At 38.9% G+C, this 19,190-nt stretch carries 17 protein-coding genes and 1 other annotated feature; of the genes, 13 read left to right on the forward strand and 4 right to left on the reverse strand.

What is annotated here, in order from left to right; genetic code table 11:
* The gene (locus AB3N04_RS14925) at positions 1–966 is read right to left on the reverse strand and encodes a TIGR01212 family radical SAM protein (RefSeq protein ID WP_368503498.1); all 966 of its coding nucleotides are present in this window, start codon (positions 964–966) and stop codon (positions 1–3) included.
* Between the two features lie 217 nt (positions 967–1,183).
* On the opposite strand from AB3N04_RS14925, the gene AB3N04_RS14930 reads away from it, so the two are divergent.
* Together AB3N04_RS14930 and leuS are read left to right on the forward strand one after the other, a co-directional pair.
* The gene (locus AB3N04_RS14930) at positions 1,184–2,386 is read left to right on the forward strand and encodes an MDR family MFS transporter (protein WP_368503499.1); all 1,203 of its coding nucleotides are present in this window, start codon (positions 1,184–1,186) and stop codon (positions 2,384–2,386) included.
* Between the two features lie 65 nt (positions 2,387–2,451).
* Positions 2,452–2,674, forward strand: a binding site (T-box leader).
* A 107-nt stretch (positions 2,675–2,781) separates the two neighbouring features.
* Entirely contained in the window at positions 2,782–5,205 is a 2,424-nt protein-coding gene (gene leuS, locus AB3N04_RS14935) for a leucine--tRNA ligase (RefSeq protein WP_368503500.1), read from the forward strand.
* Between the two features lie 316 nt (positions 5,206–5,521).
* Here leuS and AB3N04_RS14940 read toward each other — a convergent pair whose 3' ends face one another.
* On the reverse strand, positions 5,522–6,790 hold the full coding sequence (locus AB3N04_RS14940; protein WP_368503501.1) for an NAD(P)/FAD-dependent oxidoreductase: 1,269 nt from the start codon (positions 6,788–6,790) through the stop codon (positions 5,522–5,524).
* Positions 6,791–6,985: 195 nt separating this feature from the next.
* Here AB3N04_RS14940 and AB3N04_RS14945 point away from each other — a divergent pair, with 195 nt between their 5' ends.
* The 5 genes from AB3N04_RS14945 (at position 6,986) to AB3N04_RS14965 (ending at position 12,613) form a co-directional block, all read left to right on the forward strand.
* A complete protein-coding gene (locus tag AB3N04_RS14945) occupies positions 6,986–8,617 on the forward strand; it encodes an oligosaccharide flippase family protein (RefSeq protein WP_368503502.1) in 1,632 nt (543 codons plus the stop codon).
* Positions 8,618–8,809: 192 nt separating this feature from the next.
* Positions 8,810–9,949: a putative lipid II flippase FtsW gene (gene ftsW / locus AB3N04_RS14950; RefSeq protein ID WP_368503503.1), complete on the forward strand. Its 1,140-nt coding sequence runs from the start codon at positions 8,810–8,812 to the stop codon at positions 9,947–9,949.
* 36 nt (positions 9,950–9,985) lie between these two features.
* Positions 9,986–11,170, forward strand: coding sequence for a rod shape-determining protein RodA (rodA, locus tag AB3N04_RS14955; RefSeq protein ID WP_368503504.1), 1,185 nt, complete (start codon positions 9,986–9,988; stop codon positions 11,168–11,170).
* A gap of 59 nt (positions 11,171–11,229) precedes the next feature.
* Entirely contained in the window at positions 11,230–11,913 is a 684-nt protein-coding gene (locus tag AB3N04_RS14960; protein WP_368503505.1) for an NAD(P)-binding domain-containing protein, read from the forward strand.
* Positions 11,903–12,613 (forward strand): pseudouridine synthase, encoded by a 711-nt coding sequence (locus tag AB3N04_RS14965; RefSeq protein WP_368503506.1) that lies wholly within the window; start codon positions 11,903–11,905, stop codon positions 12,611–12,613. The genes AB3N04_RS14960 and AB3N04_RS14965 overlap by 11 nt, the downstream gene beginning before the upstream one ends.
* A gap of 124 nt (positions 12,614–12,737) precedes the next feature.
* Here AB3N04_RS14965 and AB3N04_RS14970 read toward each other — a convergent pair whose 3' ends face one another.
* Positions 12,738–12,956: a DeoR family transcriptional regulator gene (locus AB3N04_RS14970; RefSeq protein WP_047973898.1), complete on the reverse strand. Its 219-nt coding sequence runs from the start codon at positions 12,954–12,956 to the stop codon at positions 12,738–12,740.
* Positions 12,957–13,358: 402 nt separating this feature from the next.
* Here AB3N04_RS14970 and pepV point away from each other — a divergent pair, with 402 nt between their 5' ends.
* Positions 13,359–14,768, forward strand: coding sequence for a dipeptidase PepV (pepV, locus tag AB3N04_RS14975; RefSeq protein WP_368506066.1), 1,410 nt, complete (start codon positions 13,359–13,361; stop codon positions 14,766–14,768).
* Positions 14,769–14,814: 46 nt separating this feature from the next.
* Here pepV and cysK read toward each other — a convergent pair whose 3' ends face one another.
* Positions 14,815–15,756 carry a cysteine synthase A gene (gene cysK, locus AB3N04_RS14980; RefSeq protein WP_368503507.1) on the reverse strand — a complete coding sequence of 314 codons (942 nt, stop codon included), beginning with the start codon at positions 15,754–15,756 and terminating at the stop codon, positions 14,815–14,817.
* Between the two features lie 164 nt (positions 15,757–15,920).
* On the opposite strand from cysK, the gene thpR reads away from it, so the two are divergent.
* From thpR to AB3N04_RS15005, 5 genes are all read left to right on the forward strand, one after another.
* Positions 15,921–16,490: an RNA 2',3'-cyclic phosphodiesterase gene (thpR, locus tag AB3N04_RS14985; protein WP_368503508.1), complete on the forward strand. Its 570-nt coding sequence runs from the start codon at positions 15,921–15,923 to the stop codon at positions 16,488–16,490.
* A 3-nt stretch (positions 16,491–16,493) separates the two neighbouring features.
* Positions 16,494–16,871 carry a CidA/LrgA family protein gene (locus tag AB3N04_RS14990; protein WP_368503509.1) on the forward strand — a complete coding sequence of 126 codons (378 nt, stop codon included), beginning with the start codon at positions 16,494–16,496 and terminating at the stop codon, positions 16,869–16,871.
* Complete coding sequence (locus AB3N04_RS14995) at positions 16,864–17,541, forward strand: LrgB family protein (RefSeq protein WP_368503510.1); 678 nt, start codon at positions 16,864–16,866, stop codon at positions 17,539–17,541. The genes AB3N04_RS14990 and AB3N04_RS14995 overlap by 8 nt, the downstream gene beginning before the upstream one ends.
* A gap of 133 nt (positions 17,542–17,674) precedes the next feature.
* Positions 17,675–18,607: a nuclease-related domain-containing protein gene (locus AB3N04_RS15000; RefSeq protein WP_368503511.1), complete on the forward strand. Its 933-nt coding sequence runs from the start codon at positions 17,675–17,677 to the stop codon at positions 18,605–18,607.
* A 185-nt stretch (positions 18,608–18,792) separates the two neighbouring features.
* Positions 18,793–19,101, forward strand: a complete 309-nt coding sequence (locus AB3N04_RS15005; protein ID WP_317123554.1) for a type II toxin-antitoxin system HicB family antitoxin — start codon at positions 18,793–18,795, stop codon at positions 19,099–19,101.
* Positions 19,102–19,190: the final 89 nt, after the last annotated feature.

Raw genomic sequence — 19,190 nt, forward strand, 5'->3', positions numbered from 1 at the left:
TTACTTTTCAACCTCCATTTTGAAAAACTTTCCTTGCCAGCTATCTCGACGCTTTAGTTCAGCTTCGATCGCATTAAACACTGTCCATTTCTGTGTACTCCACATGGGACCAATCATTAAGTCAGCAGGGCCATCACCGGTCAATCTGTGAATGACGAATTCAGGTGGAAGTACTTCAAGTTGATCAACAACTAATTTGACATACTCTTCTTGGTTCATAAAATCAAGTAATCCTTTTTCATATTGCTTAACCATTGGCGTCTTCTTTAATAAATGGAGAGAATGGATCTTAATACCTTGAACATCGAGCTTTGCTACTTCACGAGTCGTCTCCATCATCATCTCGTAATCTTCTTTTGGAAGACCATTAATAATATGAGCACAAACACGAATGCCATGTTTACGTAACTTGTTCACCCCATCAATATAGCATTGATAATCATGAGCTCGATTGATTAGTTGAGCTGTCTCTTCATGAATGGTTTGTAGACCAAGCTCAACCCATAAGTATGTACGTTTATTTAGCTCGGCTAAATAGGCTACCACATCATCCGGAAGACAATCGGGACGAGTGGCAATTGATAGTCCAACTACGCCTTCTTGCTTGAGGATCTCTTCGTAATAGTTGCGCAAGGTTTCAACTGGTGCATACGTATTCGTGTAGGCTTGGAAGTAACCGATATACTTTCCACTTTTCCATTTTTGGTGCATTCGTTCTTTAATCATATTAAATTGAGTGACGAGGTCCTCTCTACGGTCACCTGCAAAATCTCCAGATCCTCTTTCACTACAAAATGTGCAGCCCCCATAAGCAACGGCCCCGTCACGGTTTGGACAATCGAATCCAGCATCTAATGAAACTTTAAAAACTTTCTCGCCAAAATGCTGACGTAGATGGTTATTCCATGAAAAATATCGTTTATCACCAAAAGCACTCGGCATAGGTGAGGATGGTTGATTGAACATTTCAGTACCCTCTCTTTACTGCTTTCAAATGTATGACTAAATGACATCTCTTATTGTAGCATGTAAGGATATTTGAACCAAAATGAAGATAAAGGTAATGTGGAAAGTGATGTTTACTTGGTAGAGAAAAAAGATTGCGTTTCTTCTCTTGATCTACTAGTATTATTTGGGTGCTCGAAATAAATGAAGTTGTTTTAAATAGAAGGAGGGAGCTTTGATGCCAAAAGCTCTATGGTTGCTTGTTGTGGCAATGGTCATTAATGTCACGGGGGCATCTTTTTTGTGGCCATTAAATGCCATTATTATTCATCAGGAGCTGGGACGCTCTTTAACAGCTGCTGGTTTCATCTTAATGCTTAACGCTGGCGCTGGGGTCATTGGGAATCTCATCGGTGGGCGTTTGTTTGATAAAATAGGAGCTTATAAAACGATGCTTATCTCTATCGTCGTGACGACAATTAGTGCAACGATTTTAGCTTTCTATCATAGTTATTATTTTTACATGTTTCTATTGATGGGACTTGGCTTTGGGTCTGGTATGATGTTTCCTGCTATGTATGCACTAGCAGGTAGCTTGTGGCCGGCAGGAGGACGCAAGCCATTTAATGCGATGTACGTTGCTCAAAATGTCGGAGTAGCCCTTGGTACAGCATTAGTAGGAGTAGTTGCTTCTATTAAATTGACACATGTATTTACTGCTAATGCAGGGATGTATGCTCTGTTGCTCATTTTCGTGGCGATTGCATTTAGAAAAATGAGCGCACAAAGCAATCAAGCGACAACATTAAATGTTTTTGAACAGAAAACGCCGCTACGAAATAATTACCGGATTCATGCCTTAATGTTACTATCAGTCGCATTTTTTATTTGCTGGGTGGCTTATACACAGTGGCAAGCTAATGTTTCCGTTCACACTCAATCACTAGGTATCCCTTTGCAACAGTATAGTTTGTTTTGGACGGTAAATGGATTAATGATTGTATTTGCTCAACCAATTGTCACTTGGTTCATTAAGAAAGGTAGATTGTCACTAAAAGCTCAGATGGTTGTCGGGGTCATTATCTTTATGGCTTCGTACTTAGTACTTGCCGAAGCGAAAATGTTCACAGGGTTTTTAGTGGCGATGATCATCTTAACACTAGGTGAGATGTTTGTCTGGCCGGCTGTACCGACTATTGCTAATGATTTAGCTCCAAAAGGAAAAGAAGGGTTCTATCAAGGGATTGTGAATAGTGTTTCAACTGGAGGGAAAATGATCGGACCTCTTCTAGGGGGGATCCTTGTTGACTTTTATTCGATGACGGTACTGATCTATGTCTTACTTGGGATGTTTCTAATAGCTCTCATGTTCTTAAGTAAGTATGATTCTCCTTTAAAGAAGATGATCCACCAACAAAATCAACTGAACACATCTAATTAGATGTGCATATGTTGTTAGAACTTGACATAGCCCCTTGTAGTTCATACAATACTAATTAAGTTCATATAAAGACGTTTAGAAGGAGTAGTAATGATATCTAGGAAACAAGAGAGCTGACGGATGGTGCGAGTCAGCCAGAAGGATATGATGAACTCGCCTTTTAGTTTTGAGAATGAAAAGTAAAGTAGTTCTCAACGGGTCACGTCCGTTAATTGTGCTGAGCGAACAAGTCAAAAGGCTTGTTAATTTGGGTGGTACCGCGGGAATTATACAACTCTCGTCCCTGACAATCTTGTTAGGGGCGGGAGTTTTTTGTTGATCTCACATTTATCCTGGCGAACATAATGATTAGCTCAAAGTCAATGAACGATCAGATACTAAAGGAGGAAAATAGTATGTCGTTTTCACACTTAAACATTGAAAAAAAATGGCAAGATCATTGGGAAGAGAACAAAACGTTTCGCACGACTGAGGATGCCGATAAGCCAAAGTTCTATGCATTAGATATGTTTCCATTCCCGTCCGGTGCAGGCCTTCATGTTGGTCACCCGGAAGGATACACGGCAACAGATATTTTATCTCGAATGAAACGCATGCAAGGCTACAATGTTCTACATCCGATGGGGTGGGATGCTTTTGGATTACCAGCTGAACAATATGCCCTTGATACTGGGAATGATCCTGCTGAATTTACGTTGAAAAACATTGATACGTTCCGCCGTCAAATTAAAGCTTTAGGGTTCTCCTATGATTGGGAGCGAGAAGTAAACACAATTGATCCAGATTATTATAAGTGGACGCAGTGGATCTTCTTAAAGCTTTATGAAAAAGACCTTGCCTACATTGATGAAGTAGCGGTGAACTGGTGTCCGGCACTTGGTACGGTTCTAGCCAATGAAGAAGTAATTGATGGGAAAAGTGAGCGTGGAGGTCACCCAGTAGAACGGCGTCCGATGAAGCAATGGATGTTAAAGATCACAGCGTATGCGGATCGTTTACTTGAAGACCTTGATGAGCTTGATTGGTCTGAGAGCATTAAAGATATGCAGCGTAACTGGATTGGTCGTTCTGAAGGCGCAGAAGTTACATTTAAAGTAGATGGTCATGATGCTGAGAAAGTAGATGTGTTCACGACTCGACCAGATACATTATTTGGTGCAACTTATATGGTATTAGCACCTGAACATAAGCTAGTAGACGTTATTACCACTGCTGAGCAGCAAAAAGATGTAGAAGCATATAAAAAACAAGTTGCTTTAAAAAGTGATCTTGAACGTACAGAGCTTTCAAAAGAGAAAACAGGAGTTTTTACAGGAGCATTTGCTGTGAATCCTGCAAATGGTAGCCGAATTCCAATTTGGATTGCCGATTATGTACTTGTAAGCTATGGTACAGGAGCGATTATGGCGGTGCCAGCTCATGATGAACGCGATTATGAATTCGCGAAAACATTTGACCTAGACATTGTTGAAGTAGTGGCAGGCGGTGAGGTTGAGAAGGAAGCGTACACAGGTGATGGTGAACATGTTAATTCTGATTTCCTTAATGGTTTAGGTAAAGAAGCAGCCATTACAAACATGATTGAATGGCTTGAAGCAAATCATTATGGAAAGAAAAAAGTAACCTATCGTTTACGTGACTGGTTGTTCAGTCGTCAACGTTACTGGGGAGAACCTATCCCGATGATTCACTGGGAAGACGGTTCAATGACTGCAGTTCCTGAGGAAGAGTTACCTTTAATGCTTCCAAAAATGGATGAGATCAAACCTTCAGATACAGGAGAATCTCCACTTGCTAACAATAAAGAATGGTTACATGTAACGGATCCTAAAACAGGGATGAAAGGTAGACGCGAAACAAATACGATGCCGAACTGGGCAGGTAGTTGCTGGTATTACCTACGTTACATTGATCCAAACAACAGTGAGGCTTTAGCAGATCCAGAAAAGCTAAAGGATTGGCTGCCTGTTGATATTTACATTGGGGGAGCAGAGCATGCGGTGCTTCACCTGTTATATGCACGCTTCTGGCATAAATTCCTTTATGACCTTGGAGTTGTCCCAACCAAAGAGCCGTTCCAGAAGCTATACAACCAAGGGATGATTCTTGGGGAAAATAATGAAAAGATGAGTAAATCAAAAGGAAATGTCGTCAATCCTGATGATATCGTTCAAAGCCATGGTGCCGATACATTACGTCTTTATGAAATGTTCATGGGGCCGCTGGATGCATCGATTGCATGGTCAACGAACGGCTTAGACGGAGCTCGTAGGTTCCTAGATCGTATTTGGCGTTTATTTATCGATGAGAACACAAATGAACTAAATCCAGCTATTAAAGAGGTAAAAGGATCAGATGAATTCATCCGTACGTACCATCAAACGGTGAAAAAAGTTACAGATGACTTTGCTGGATTACGTTTCAACGTAGGTATTTCTCAAATGATGGTATTTATGAATGACGCTTATAAACAAGAAGAACTTCCACGTGAGCTAATGGAAGGCTTCGTGAAGCTACTAGCACCACTAGCGCCACATATCGCAGAAGAGCTTTGGGAGAAGTTTGGTCATAATGAAACGATCAGCTATGCAGAATGGCCAACTTATGAAGAAGCACTACTTGTTGAAAACGAAGTGGAAGTAGTTGTTCAAATTAATGGAAAAGTCCGTGCGAAACTTGTTATTCCAGCTGATGCTACACGTGAGCAAATGGAAGAGATCGCAAAGAATGACGAAAAAGTTCAAGCAGCAATCGGTGAGAAAACAATAAGAAAAATCATCGCAGTCCCAGGAAAACTAGTCAACATCGTAGTAGGGTAATAAGAAGGTTGAAGGCTTCGTTTAGCCAAGAAAAGCGGAGGCAATTGTTTTAAATCATAAAAAAGAGTGCTGGCGTAAAAGCTAGCACTCTTTTCATGCTTATCGGAAATGAATGAACATTCAATCATATGAATGTATCCACACCAACCTGTAGATAAAGAAAGCGTTATCAACAAATTATCAGAAAATACTAACAGACTGTGCATAACTTGTGGATAGAAAACTAGTTATGCACAGTCTGTGGGATTTAAATTTGTTTGTTATTGGTTTATTAAGGAGGTTTCACTGTGGAAATGTGCATAACTTAATGACAGCTTTATTTTTGAGATACTAATTCCCCAGCGGATTTCCCTGCCGTATAACCTGTTGAGAAAGCACAAGTAATGTTATATCCGCCTGTATAACCATGTATATCAAGGACTTCTCCGCAAAAAAAGAGCCCCGCTTTCTTTTTCGATTGCATCGTTTTAGGTTCAACTTCTTTTACAGACACCCCGCCGCCTGTTACAAAGGCTTTTTCAATTGATAAAGTCCCATTCGCTTGAAAGGAAAAGGATTTGCAAAAGCTAGCAACATCACGGATTCGATCATGCGAAAAAGTGTTGGCAGGTTGTGTACCATCAAGTTCTAGTTGATCTAGCATAAATAATAAAAAGCGTTCAGGAACAAAACCTTTTAATAAGTTCTTTAGTGATTTCTTAGGTTCTTCTTTTACTCGTTTAATTAGATCCTGAAAGAGCAACTCTTGATGGGTAGTAGGAAAAAGATCAATGTGCATCTCGATGGTTTTCGTTTTAAACTTTTTCAAAGCTTTTACTACATATTGGCTACAACGTAAAGCGGCAGGACCAGAAATCCCAAAGTGAGTAAAAATCATATCTCCCTCATGCGTTTTTATTACTTTTCCTTTAGGGTTAATGACAGAGAGGTGGATCTCTCTTAAGGAAAGCCCTTGAAGTTCTTTCGACTTAATAAAGCGTTCATTTGATGTAATAGGGACTTCAGTTGGGTAAAGCTCCGTGATCGTATGTCCTGCCTTCTCTGCCCATGGATAGGCATCTCCTGTACTCCCGGTATGAGGAACAGATTTTCCACCGGTAGCTACTATAACTGCATCAGCTTGGATCCGTTCACCATTTTTTAATTTCACCGCACACACTCGCTCACCATCATATTCTAGTGATTGAACGCTTGTATTCGTACGAATGTTTACTTTAAGAGCACGTACTCGATTGAGAAGAGTGGAAACGACAGTTGTGGCTTTATCATTCACTGGGAACATTCGACCACGATCCTCTTCTTTCAACTCAATGCCAAGCCCTTCAAAGAAAGCAATAATATCTTCATTATTAAATACTGAGAAAGGGCTATGCATAAAACGACCATTACCCGGGATGTGGGCAATTAAATCTTGCAGGTCCATCCGATTGGTCACATTACAACGGCCCCCACCAGATATAGCTAATTTTCGACCGAGTTTATCTCCCTTATCAAGTAAAGTGACGGAAGCGCCGTGCTCTGCAGCAGCAATGGAAGCCATTAACCCCGCAGGACCTCCACCAATTACAATTACATGTTGATTCATTTTTATCACCTGATTCGTCTAATTGATTGTTTTAGAGTAGCATCTTTTAAAAGGAAAAGGAAGGTAGAGTGGAGGTGGCTCAAACTTCTTACTTCTTTTTTTATAAAATGGTTAAATATTTCTTCGATCTCTATGCTACAATGCTTACTAGTGTTAAATTTCATTTCAACCCTCGAATAAAGGTAGGAGGAAAAAATGGCTGATCAAAAACTAATGCGTGGCACGATGGTGTTAACAGCCGCGACGCTTATTTCAAAAATACTGGGTTTTGTATACATTGTTCCGTTTGCTGCTTTAGTCGGACAGGTAGGGCTTGGTTTATATGGATATGGTTATTCTCAATATGTTGTTATTCTAAGCTTAGCAACGTTGGGTGTACCTTTAGCGATCTCGAAGTTTGTATCTAAATATCATTCACTTGGTGATTATGAAACAGGTCATAAACTTTTTAAGTCTGGACTTGTGTTCATGTCCATTACTGGCTTTCTTGCTTTTTTAACGTTATTTTTAATAGCGCCTGTCATCACACCACTTATTCTTCCCAGAGAAATCGAAGGAGGAAACACGTATGCTGATGTAATCTTTACCATCAGAATGGTTAGTGTAGCATTAATCATTGTCCCAGTTATGGCGGTCATTCGTGGATATTTCCAAGGGTTTCAATCAATGGGGCCGACAAGTGTATCTCAAGTGGTTGAACAAATTGTCCGCATCTTCTTTATCCTAGCAATGGCCTATGCAATTGTAGGGGTTGGGAATGGCGACATTGGGTTAGCAGTAGGTTTTGCTACGTTTGGAGCATTCGTCGGAGGACTTGGGGGACTAGCTGTTCTTCTATATTATTGGTTTAAAAGAAGAAAGCATATCTTAAAGCAAGTGGAAGAAAGCACAACGAGACATAATCTTACTCTTCCTCAAATGTATAAGGAGCTAATTGCCTATGCCCTTCCGTTATCATTTGTAGGTCTTGCTATTCCATTGTTTCAAAACATTGATTTATTTTCGGTGAACAGAGCACTATATGGAACTATTTATGAAACTTATTCTGAAGCGTTTTTTGGCATTCTTAATCAATCAGTTCATAAGATTGTGTTAATCCCGATGGCACTTGCAACGGCATTATCGATTACCCTTGTGCCAACGATTACTAAATCGTTTACTTCTGGTGACCACAATGCTCTGCAAAGACAAATTACTCAAACGTACCAAATTATACTATTTATTTCAGTACCAGCAGCAGTTGGAATGACGGCTCTTGCTTATCCAGTTTTTGCTTCTCTCTATGGTCTTGAGGATTTAAATCTGGGTGGAATGGTTCTCCGTTATTATGGACCAATGACGTTGTTTTTCTCTCTTTTTTCTGTAACAGCAGCTATCTTACAAGGGATGAACCGTCAAAAGCAGGCAGTGCTCTCATTAGTAGCAGCTCTTCTTGTAAAGCTAGCTTTTAACTATTTGTTACTTGTCACGATGGGGCCGGTTGGGGCAATTACTGCGACTTATATGGGATTTAGTGTAGGGATCGCAATAAATGTATGGGCAATTGGACGATATGCACAGTTCGATTACTCTTCTATTCTAAAACGCTTTATGCTCGTTCTGATGTTTTCACTTGTGATGGCAGGAATGGTTGTCTTAGCGATAAATGGACTTCAAACATTCATGCCACTAGAAACACGTATGAATAGTTTTATTTTAATGTTTATCGGTGTTGGTATTGGAGCCATCGTATATGGGTATCTAGTATACCGTTCTGGTTTGGCTGAAAAAGTATTAGGTCACCGATTCCGCTTTTTGAATCGAAAAAAAGTAAATCAAGAAAGCTAATCGCCTAGGCGATTAGCTTTTTTAAAAAAAGTGAAATTATGGTGGATGTGAAGAAACTTGTCTAATCGCCGAAAATTCGACAAGTGTTGGCAACGAAAGCCCCTTTTTCTAATTTCAGTCGTTTGATATAATGAATGATGCTAGAAACAGTCAAAGCAAAAAAAAAAACGACTGAACAAGTTGGGGGACCGGATGAAATATTCTTTTACAAAAGATAATGATTGGCTGCTTATCATTACTACGTTCCTATTAGCTGGGTTCGGTCTGTTAATGGTATTTAGCTCCAGTTACGTATTAGCGATTGATAAATTTAACAATCCATATCATTTTATTGCAAGACAAGCTATATGGTTTTTACTTGCAATCCCTGCCTTTTTATTTTTCATGCACTTTCCTTACAGGTTGTATCGAAAACTTACAGTAGTGATTGTTGGTTTAATGGTGGTATCATTAATTTTAGTTAAAACACCATTAGGTCATGAAGTTGGAGGGGCCCAACGTTGGATTCGTTTAGGCCCATTAAATTTACAACCCTCTGAATTTGTGAAAATAGGGATTGTCATTTACCTTGCCCATGTTTATTCCAAAAAACAAGTGTATATTGATCAGTTTGTTAAAGGTGTTTTACCACCACTGATCGTTGTAGCGGTTATTTTTGGGTTAATTATGCTTCAACCAGACCTCGGAACGGCTACCTCAATCCTGATCGTTTCATTATTGGTGGTCTTCTTTTCAGGAGCTAGATGGAGACACTTAATCGGACTCGGAATCGTTGGTGGAGGTTTATTTGCGACTCTAGCAGTGACGGAGTCTTATCGAATCAAACGTTTAGTATCATTTACTGATCCATTTTCAGATCAATTTGGTACAGGACTACAATTAGTAAATTCGTATATTGCCATTGCACATGGGGGGATAACTGGAACTGGTCTTGGTCAAAGTGTTCAAAAACTCTTGTACTTACCAGAAGCTCATACTGACTTCATTTTGGCGATAGTTTCCGAGGAATTAGGATTTCTTGGAGTAGCGTTTGTCCTTATTTGTCACGGACTAATCCTATTTCGTGGGGTAATGATCGGTACACGTTGTAAAACGCCTTTTGGCAGCTTGTTAGCATTTGGGATTGTCTTTCAAATTGCGATTCAAGTTATTTTTAATATTGGAGCAGTTACGGGTCTCTTACCGATCACAGGGATTCCGTTACCACTCGTAAGTAATGGAGGCTCATCGTTATTAGTAACGTTAGTTTCTATAGCGATTCTTGCAAATATTTCTAGAAATAACATCCGGCAAAAGCGGCTTAACCAAGAAGAAGAACCGTTGACTGCCTAAATTCGATTAATGTAGTTGTTTCGTTTGGAGGCGACAATGGAAGAACGTAAAACAAATTTGCAACAAATTGATTACACGTTGCTCTTTCTCTTATTTGTGTTAATGTGCTTTAGTTTGCTTGCGATCTATAGTGGGTCTGGGCAGTATTTTAGTAGTGATCCAACCTTGTTTTTAAGAAGACAAATCCTGTTTTTTGTAGCAGGTGCGATTGTAATGGCCATCATGATGGTGATGGATTATGATCTATTTAAAAACTTCTCTATTCCGCTTTATGCAATAGGTATGGTTGCGCTTATCCTCGTTTCATTTACGCCACTAGGGGTATTTCGAAATGGGTCAACTCGTTGGTTGAACTTAGGATTTGCACAACCTCAGCCTTCTGAGTTTGTAAAAATATTTGTAATCCTAGCACTTGCGCATTTACTTTATAAGATTACAACAGAGAGACGTGACAAAGATCTCAAGTCGGATATGATTGTTGTTGCAAAAGTGTTAGCAGTTGGTTTGCCACCATTCTTCCTTATCTTGCAACAACCAGACCTTGGAACAGCATTAGTCATAGCTAGTATTATAGCCACAATGCTGTTAATGTCAGGTGTCGCTTGGCGAATTCTAGCTTCATTAGGATTATCAGCAGTCGGTGGAATCATGGCACTCGTTTGGCTTCACAATCATTATTTCGATATCTTCACAAAAATTATCGCAACACATCAACTTGAACGTATATATGGATGGCTTGACCCAGAAGGATATGCTTCAGGCTATGGGTATCAATTAACACAAGCGATTCGGGGAATTGGTTCAGGTCAGCTGTATGGTAGTGGCTATTTACAAGGAGTTCAGACTCAAAGTGACACGATCCCAGAGATTCATACAGACTTTATCTTTACGGTGATTGGTGAAGAATTTGGCTTTATCGGAGCAACCGTCTTACTCGTCACATATTTTTTAATGTTTTATCGCATGATTATTATTGCGCTCACATGTAATAACTTATATGGCACTTACTTAGTCGCTGGAGTGATTGGTTTACTTGTCTTTCAAGTCTTCCAAAATATCGCTATGACAATCGGTTTAATGCCGATTACGGGACTTGCACTGCCGTTTATTAGTTATGGGGGGAGTTCCCTTATAACGAATATGCTCGCCATAGGAATCGTTTTAAATGTAGGGATGCGTACAAGACATTATATGTTCCAAACAAATGAACTTGCTTCATAAGAGCTGTTAATCAAATGATTGCAGCTCTTTCTTTTATCTTTAGTATTGGAGGAGATAAAATGGTTGTCATCATTGGGTCAGGTCGCTTAAGTAGAGCCCTTCTTACACTTATTGATTGTGGTGATGTTAGAGTTTATGGGAGAAATACCGAGACGGTTAAGGAATTGGTAGATCAGTTCCCTTTGGCTAAGCAAGCAAATAAAGATGATCTTAATAAAGCTGAAATAATAATTGTATGCTTACCAAAAAATGCTTACAGGCCTTTTTTTGAAGAGCATTTAGAAGAACTTAGTAAAAATGTGCTCATTGTGCATTTTGCGACGGCTTTAATGGAGGATCAAGTTAGCCCTTTGATTGGTGGAAGACGCTTACTTCCATGTAAGCTAGTTGGGCACGCTAAACAAATGCTTTTGGACGGAGAAGGATTATTTGCAGTACCTTCTGCTTATGATGAGCTACGAGTGCAGATGGAAAAATTATTTCCTAATATAACCTTTATTTCCTTAAAGGAAGAGGATGTGTTAGCTGCTAATCAACTAGCAACTGAAGAAACCATGAAAATGATTGGTCGTTTAGAAAAGAGAGCCCGTGAGCTAAAGTTACCAGATCGTGTAACAGTCCAGGTGGAAAGGCAAATTATACCAGGAGTGGTGCGCTCTTATTTGGATGATGATCTAGGAGGATTTGCTAAAGAAATCGCTAAGAAGTTGAAAGAAAAGAAAGGTGAGTTAGATGAGGCTTGATAAATTACTCTCGAATATGGGGTTCGGTTCTAGGAAAGAAGTAAAAAAATTATTAAAAAGCGGTGGAGTTCGGATTGACGGCGAGCCTGCTAAAGATGGAAAGGAACAAGTGAATCCTGAGACATCAGAGGTGACGGTTCATGGGGAACTAGTAGAATATAAGCCTTATATATACTTAATGTTAAACAAGCCTCAAGGAGTTATTTCTGCTACTGAGGATGACCAGCATCGTACTGTTTTAGATCTTCTATTGGAAGAACATCTTATCTATGATTTGTTCCCAGTCGGAAGACTTGATAAAGATACAGAAGGAATGCTGTTGATTACAAATGATGGTAAGTTCTCACATTCTTTGATGTCGCCTAAAAGGCATGTGAAAAAAACTTATTATGCTAAAATCGAAGGTCAAGTTACTGAAGAAGATATCGCATTATTTAAGCAGGGCGTTCAGCTTGAAGATGGTTATGTAACGAAGCCTGCGGAACTTGTTATGTTGTCTTCTGGGCCCACATCTGAAATCGAATTAACGATAACAGAAGGGAAATATCATCAAGTAAAGAGAATGTTTGCAGCAGTAGGTAAACATGTAACCTTTCTTAAGCGAATTGCGATAGGGGGCTTACCAATGGATGAACATCTATCTGTAGGGGAGTGTCGGGAACTTACGGAGGAAGATAAACGAGCATTATTTCAGGAGTAACGCAAAAAGACGAAAGGACTAGTTCCTTTCGTCTTTTTGGGGCTTCAAGTATTTAACATGATTTCATACATTCATTTTCAGTTGGAAATTAGAACCCAGCTTATTAGCAACTAATAAAGTGTGCTTACGAAACGCGTGTTTTTCTATCTGTCACGCTCCATTTTCCCCGCGAAGGGCTGCTAACTAAATTGTTGTACTCAAGTACATTTAAGTCACGCTGGATTGTACGTTGGGTTATACCGAACTCTTCAACCAATTCCGTCGTCGTGACGATCCCCCTTTGTTTAATGTAGAGGTAAATGGATTTAATACGGGTCAGCATACGATCAGTTGAAGTTTTCAAAAAACCACTCCTTATTCATAATCATGACCAAGTCCTTTGGCACATTGTATGTCAGTTTAGACATAATTATGCAGAACTTCAGCGGATCACTTACCGTCAGAGGGAGATGTATATGCGTCTTTATTTCTGGCCCCTGGTTGTCACCTCTGTAATAAATAGCAACGAACGTTTTACAACGTATTTTATCACAGTGCCATAAGAGCATTACACATGTCTTGGTTGTAGCGGAAACCATTTGATTTTTATCTTGGAGCAAGGTAATGTTGATATTGGTTCGTGATAGTGAGTTAAAAACACATGATCTCATCGAACCCCTCTCGACGCTTACATTTTATAATAATTTTTGCAATTTAGCAAAGGTTTTGCTTGATTTTTTGTGAATCTATAATGAGGTGAACTCTAATTATGTATTTTAACTGGAAAAGTGAAGTAGAAAAACGCAAAGAGAAACTAATTAATCAAACTCAAGAATTTCTGCGTATTAACAGTGTTTTAGACGAGTCTACAGCCTCAAATGATAAGCCTTTTGGAGAAGGAATTGACCGTGCATTAACACATATGTTATCAAATGGTAAAGATTATGGTTTTTCTGTAAAAAATGTGGACGGGTATGCTGGTTACGTAGAATATGGTGAAGGGGAGGAAAGTGTCGGGATACTTTGTCACCTTGACGTAGTTCCAGCAGGTTCTGGTTGGACGAGTCCCCCATTTTCAGCAGATATCCGCGAGGGGAAAATTTTTGCTCGTGGTGCGATTGATAATAAAGGTCCAACCATAGCTGCTTTTTTTGCTCTAACCTTATTAAAGGAGCTCGACCTTAAGCTTAATAAACGTATTCGAATTATTTTTGGCACAGATGAAGAAAGTAATTGGAGATGTGTAGACCATTATTTTAAGCATGAAGAAATGCCGACAGTTGGTTTTGCTCCTGATGCAGACTTTCCAATTATTCATGCTGAAAAAGGAATTATGGATATCAATATACACTATCGTTCACAACAGGAATCAAATTCAGAAGTTGAGCTTTCTTTCTTTAAGTCAGGTGAGCGATTGAATATGGTACCTGAATCAGCAGAGGCAATTATGACAGGGAATGTGGAAGATCTTAAGCAAATAATTGAAGCTTTTCAGGCGTATCTCGAAGCAAATAAAATAGAAGGTACTTATGAACACAGTGAAACTCAATTAACCCTAACTTTGATTGGTAAGTCAGCCCACGGTTCGACCCCAGAGAAAGGCTTAAATGCAGGTTTGTATCTTGCAAAATTTCTTTCAAATCTAACGGTTAAAGGAATACCGACTTTTATTAATAATATAGCTAGTCAGTTTCATGGTGATACGAGTGGAGTAAGAATAGGGATTAATCATGAAGATGAGATATCCGGCCCTCTTACGGTGAATGTTGGTAAAATAATGTTTGAAAAAGACAAGGAAGCGATGGTGGGGTTAAATATTCGCTACCCAGTAACTGCTTCTGGTGAAAAAGTAATCGAGTCTATAAAGCAATTCTCTGATCAAAATCAAGCTGAGTTTGAGCTACTTGATCATATGACACCAAGCTTTGTAGACGGAGATCATCCACTTGTGAACGTTTTACAAGAAGTGTATCAACGTCAAACAGGAGAAGAAGCAACGTTGCTTGCTATTGGAGGCGGTACATACGCTCGCTCGTTAGATGTTGGGGTGGCATTTGGTCCAATGTTTCCAGGAAGAGAAGATGTCGCACATCAAAAAGATGAATACATTCTAATTGATGACCTGATGAGAGCGACGGCAATTTATGCAGAGGCGATGTATGAGTTAGCAAAATAAAAAAAACGGAGATGGGTGAGGTATCCTCAACATCTCCGTTTTAATTTTATTGCTCTTTATCAAATTGAAATAAGTCTGTTGAAAGGTAGCGTTCGCCAGTGTCACAAGCAATAGCAACTACAACATCATCTGGAGTTAACGTTTTTGCTACTTCCATTGCTGCAAAACAAGCTGCCCCTGAAGAAGGTCCAACCAGAATACCTTCTTTTCGTGCTAGCTCGCGAGTAACTCGATAAGCATCTTCATCTTCAATTTTTAAAATTTCGTCATACACATTCTCATTAAGAATAGGAGGAATAAAGCCTGGGCTTGTACCTACTAGCTTATGGGGACCTGGCTTACCACCTGATAAGACTGGAGAACCAGCTGGTTCAACGACATGAATAGATGCTTCTGGATAGAAGCGTTTTAATTCTTCCCCGGTACCTGTAATCGTTCCACCTGTACCGGAAGCTGCGACAAATGCAGTTAATGATTCGTTGACACTATCAAGTGCTGTTTTAATTTCTAGTGCAGTTGTTTTACGATGTGCATCGGGGTTAGCGTCATTTTCAAATTGCATCGGCATATAACTATTTGGTATTTCACGGACTAGCTCATGAGCTTTATCAATAGCTCCAGGCATTTTCTTATCGCCTTCTGTTAAGACTACCTCAGCTCCATATGCTTTTAAAAGATTAATTCGTTCTAATGACATCGTATCAGGCATAACGAGAATCGCGCGGTACCCTTTTGCTGCAGCATTCATCGCCAAACCAATACCTGTATTTCCGCTAGTTGGTTCAATGATTGTTGAACCTTCTTTTAGATGACCGCTTTTTTCAGCTTCAACGATCATATTGTATGCTGCACGATCTTTTACACTTCCACTTGGATTCATCATTTCCATTTTCAAGTAAACCTTAGCTCCGCCTTCCGGGGAAATACGGTTTAGCTTCACAAGAGGGGTTTGACCAATTAGATCTGCCATATTATTGACTACTCTCATTCTTTCACATCCTATCCTCTATTCTCTTCTTATATTTTATCACAGCTGAGATTTGATTTCCTATTAACAAGATAGGAAAAGAAGAGAAATAAAATTAATCTTATATAAAATATCCAATTTGATACAATACAATTATGAGAATACTTAAGTGAAGGAGTTTATTTATGACTGAACCCCATTATTTCTTAGCTGTGCCTGTTAGTAACATGATTCAAACTATCTATCAACGTAATCAAAGCGAACTTATGGAAGCTTATTCATTTAAGCAGTGGGTACATACTGAAGACTTGCATATTACCGTTGCTTTTTTAGGGGGATTATCTAAAGAAAAAGTGAATCAGGTGAGGGAAAAAACGAGGCTAGCCATGCAAAAGTTAAATAAAGTTGCGCCCTTTTCCTTGAACCTTAGCGAACTAAAGACATTTGGATCAGAACAGAGTCCTAGAATTCTTTGGGTAGAAATCGAAGGAGACCTAGGGGCACTCCATGAGATACAACAGACAATAAGTAATGTTTGCACAGGTCTAGAATTAAAAACAGACAAGCGTCCTTATCGGCCACATATGACAATTGCAAAGAAATGGATGGGGGACAGTCGGTTCTCCATTTATCTCAACCCCTTTAAAAATGCGAAAACTAAATGGAGAGTGGATGAAGTCTGTTTAATGGAAATAAACCCTAGAGTTAACCCAAAATATAAAATCATAGAACGGTTTCAGATTGGGGATGAGTAGAAAGTGAAAGTAATACATATTTTGCAAATGGCTCTGCATATAGGCATTCTTTATGGCTTTTACTTAATCGGAATATGGATCCAAGAGGCTTTATCTTTAGCCATTCCAGGAAGCATTATTGGAATGCTACTATTGTTTATACTTCTTTTAACTAAAATCCTACCTGTTTCCTTTATTGAAAGCGGAACATCGTTGCTAATTCGTCATATGCCATTATTGTTTATCCCAGTTACGGTAGGAGTTATGGATTACTTTAATGTATTTAAGGGAGAAGGTATTTGGCTAGTTGTAATCACAATTATAAGTACTATGATTGTCTTTGTAGTATCTGGTTTAATAAGCCAATGGCTCGTTATGAGAAAGGAGAATCCAGATGAATGAATGGTCGATCTATCTAGGAATGTTCCTATTAACAATCATTACATATGTCGGGTCAAGATGGCTGTATATGAAATTCTCACATCCATTTACCTTGCCGATTTTAACTTCAACCATAATCATTGTGATGTTCTTGCTTTTAGTAGACATTGACTACCGTGTTTATCAACAGGGGAATAGTTGGCTAGACCATTTATTAGGTGCAGCTGTTGTAGCTCTTGCTTATCCATTGTATAAGCAGTTATCTATGCTAAAACGATTTATCGTACCTATTATCGTGAGTGTGACAATCGGGGCTATGGTTGGGGTTTTTAGTGGAGTCTTATTAGCTAGAGTGATAGGTATTGAAGTGATGATTGTAGGGGCGATCGCACCAAAATCAATCACCACACCTGTTGCAATGGACGTTGCAGAAAGCTTGGGAGGGGCTGCTCCCCTAGCTGCCGTTTTTGTGATGATTGCGGGAATTAGTGGAGTCGTATTATCTTCGATTCTCTACAAATGGTTTAGAATTAACCATCCCATCAGTCGTGGGATAGGTATGGGTTGTGCTTCCCATGCAATTGGTACTGCGAAAGCCTTTGAAAACAGTGAATTAGACGGTGCGGCAAGTTCAATTGCCATGACTATTAGTGCAATTTTAGTAGCCATGATCGTTACGATCATTTTCTAAGAGGGCAATAATGTAAATGTTTGGGTGAATCATGGAAAAAAAGGTGAGTATTGGCGGATTCATTCTATTTTATAAAAAGGTATGGTACTATTTCTTTATTAGACAGGTTCGCCCAAACGTCGGGGGGATGACGATGGCACATTTAATCAAGCTAGAAGACTATGTATCTAGGTATCAATCAGATTTGCATCGATACCCTAGCCAATTTACTAGAATGAAAAAAGAACGGTGGAATTATATTAAGCAAGAGTGGGAACAGTTACAATCTAAAGATAAGAGTACTTTAAAGATAAATTCAGATGAAGATGAGTTTATTGAAAAAGAAGGAAACTTATTCACACTAGCCGTAGCTAAGATGAAAAATTGGAAATCTAGAAAAAATAACAAAGAAAATATCGTAGTTGAAAACGAAGAATTAAACGCAGATCTTACTATTGATGAATTAAGAAAACAATTTTTAGATGATTTATTTCATTCGCAACTTAGGTGGGCAAGTTCTTCTTTATTAGAGGAATCATCATTACATCCAAGGTATAAAAAAGATACGATCCTTCGTTTTTTTTCTCAGCAACTACCAGATAATTTTTTTCTAATGTATCGTCCGGTTTTCTATATTAGAAATGCTCCAATTGAACTTGATATTATTTTAATTACGCCTAATGAAGTAATCTGTTTAGCTGTTTTGAATGGTGATGAGCATAGTGTGTTTGAGGCTAGTTCAGACCGTTTTTGGACTGAATATGTGAATCAAACGAGAAAAAAGCGTATTAGTCCATTATTAGCCCTATCTAGAATGAGTGGTGTGATTCAGCCCATTTTAGAGGAAGCTGATATTCAAGTGCCTATAAGAAAGGTAGTTTTCACCTCTGATGGGATAATCGACCACCGTATTGGTAGTACGAAAACAGAACTGATCGATCACAGGAATGTAGAGGATTGGCATCAAAAGTTAAAGAAAAACCCAACTCCTATTAAACATCAACAATTAAAAATTGCAGAGATTTTATTAGCTCAAACTCATACGATGGGTTTTAAGCGAATGCAAGAAGATCTAGCAGATAATTAAAGCAAACTGAAAATTCCTACTAATTAACGGACGTTGAATTCAGATGAAAAAATCCGTATAATAGGTAAGGATGTAAAACGTTCCCTATGCAAGGCATAGGGATTTTATTTGTGTCTCTATTACTTTATAACTTGATAAAGAAATATAGATATCGGGATTTTATTTCAGAGAAGGGAGGTTGTTTGATGGGTGAGTATCAGCGAGAACCTTACCGAGCAGAAGATTTCGCGTGGCAGATACAAAGAGTACCTGATTGGTCAGGGCGAACGGAAATTATGATTGAAATTGTAGGGGCTGAAGGTTGTGTGAGCTTTGGTTATACTGTTAAGGAAGCCAAAAAAGGACTTATTGAAGCATTAATGCATTGGGTGAGAAAATACGGGGAATTAGCTCTGCCGGAAGCTAATGTCGGAGCGCAATTAATCTATCTTGCACCTACGATGACAAAAGAAGAAGAAGACTATATCAACGTAGAGCTTAAAAAACTACAATAAAAAAATCGATCCAGTTATGGGATCGATTTTTTTTGTATAAGTGCTGCAGCTCCTTGTCTTGTGGGTAAAAACGATGAGTCAAATGAAGT

It is taken from the genome of Alkalihalophilus sp. As8PL, from assembly GCF_040939795.1.
Classification (GTDB): Bacteria; Bacillota; Bacilli; order Bacillales; family Bacillaceae_D; genus Alkalihalophilus; species Alkalihalophilus lindianensis.

Excerpts from the sequence above, each read along its gene's own strand:
- leuS (WP_368503500.1), top strand. The coding sequence starts at position 2,782 with ATGTCGTTTTCACACTTAAACATTGAAAAAAAATGGCAAGATCATTGG.
- AB3N04_RS14940 (WP_368503501.1), bottom strand. The coding sequence starts at position 6,790 with ATGAATCAACATGTAATTGTAATTGGTGGAGGTCCTGCGGGGTTAATG.
- AB3N04_RS14960 (WP_368503505.1), top strand. The coding sequence starts at position 11,230 with ATGGTTGTCATCATTGGGTCAGGTCGCTTAAGTAGAGCCCTTCTTACA.
- rodA (WP_368503504.1), top strand. The coding sequence starts at position 9,986 with ATGGAAGAACGTAAAACAAATTTGCAACAAATTGATTACACGTTGCTC.
- AB3N04_RS15005 (WP_317123554.1), top strand. The coding sequence starts at position 18,793 with ATGGGTGAGTATCAGCGAGAACCTTACCGAGCAGAAGATTTCGCGTGG.
- ftsW (WP_368503503.1), top strand. The coding sequence starts at position 8,810 with ATGAAATATTCTTTTACAAAAGATAATGATTGGCTGCTTATCATTACT.
- AB3N04_RS14925 (WP_368503498.1), bottom strand. The coding sequence starts at position 966 with ATGTTCAATCAACCATCCTCACCTATGCCGAGTGCTTTTGGTGATAAA.
- AB3N04_RS14995 (WP_368503510.1), top strand. The coding sequence starts at position 16,864 with ATGAATGAATGGTCGATCTATCTAGGAATGTTCCTATTAACAATCATT.
- AB3N04_RS14945 (WP_368503502.1), top strand. The coding sequence starts at position 6,986 with ATGGCTGATCAAAAACTAATGCGTGGCACGATGGTGTTAACAGCCGCG.
- AB3N04_RS14965 (WP_368503506.1), top strand. The coding sequence starts at position 11,903 with ATGAGGCTTGATAAATTACTCTCGAATATGGGGTTCGGTTCTAGGAAA.
- AB3N04_RS15000 (WP_368503511.1), top strand. The coding sequence starts at position 17,675 with ATGGCACATTTAATCAAGCTAGAAGACTATGTATCTAGGTATCAATCA.
- cysK (WP_368503507.1), bottom strand. The coding sequence starts at position 15,756 with ATGAGAGTAGTCAATAATATGGCAGATCTAATTGGTCAAACCCCTCTT.
- AB3N04_RS14930 (WP_368503499.1), top strand. The coding sequence starts at position 1,184 with ATGCCAAAAGCTCTATGGTTGCTTGTTGTGGCAATGGTCATTAATGTC.
- thpR (WP_368503508.1), top strand. The coding sequence starts at position 15,921 with ATGACTGAACCCCATTATTTCTTAGCTGTGCCTGTTAGTAACATGATT.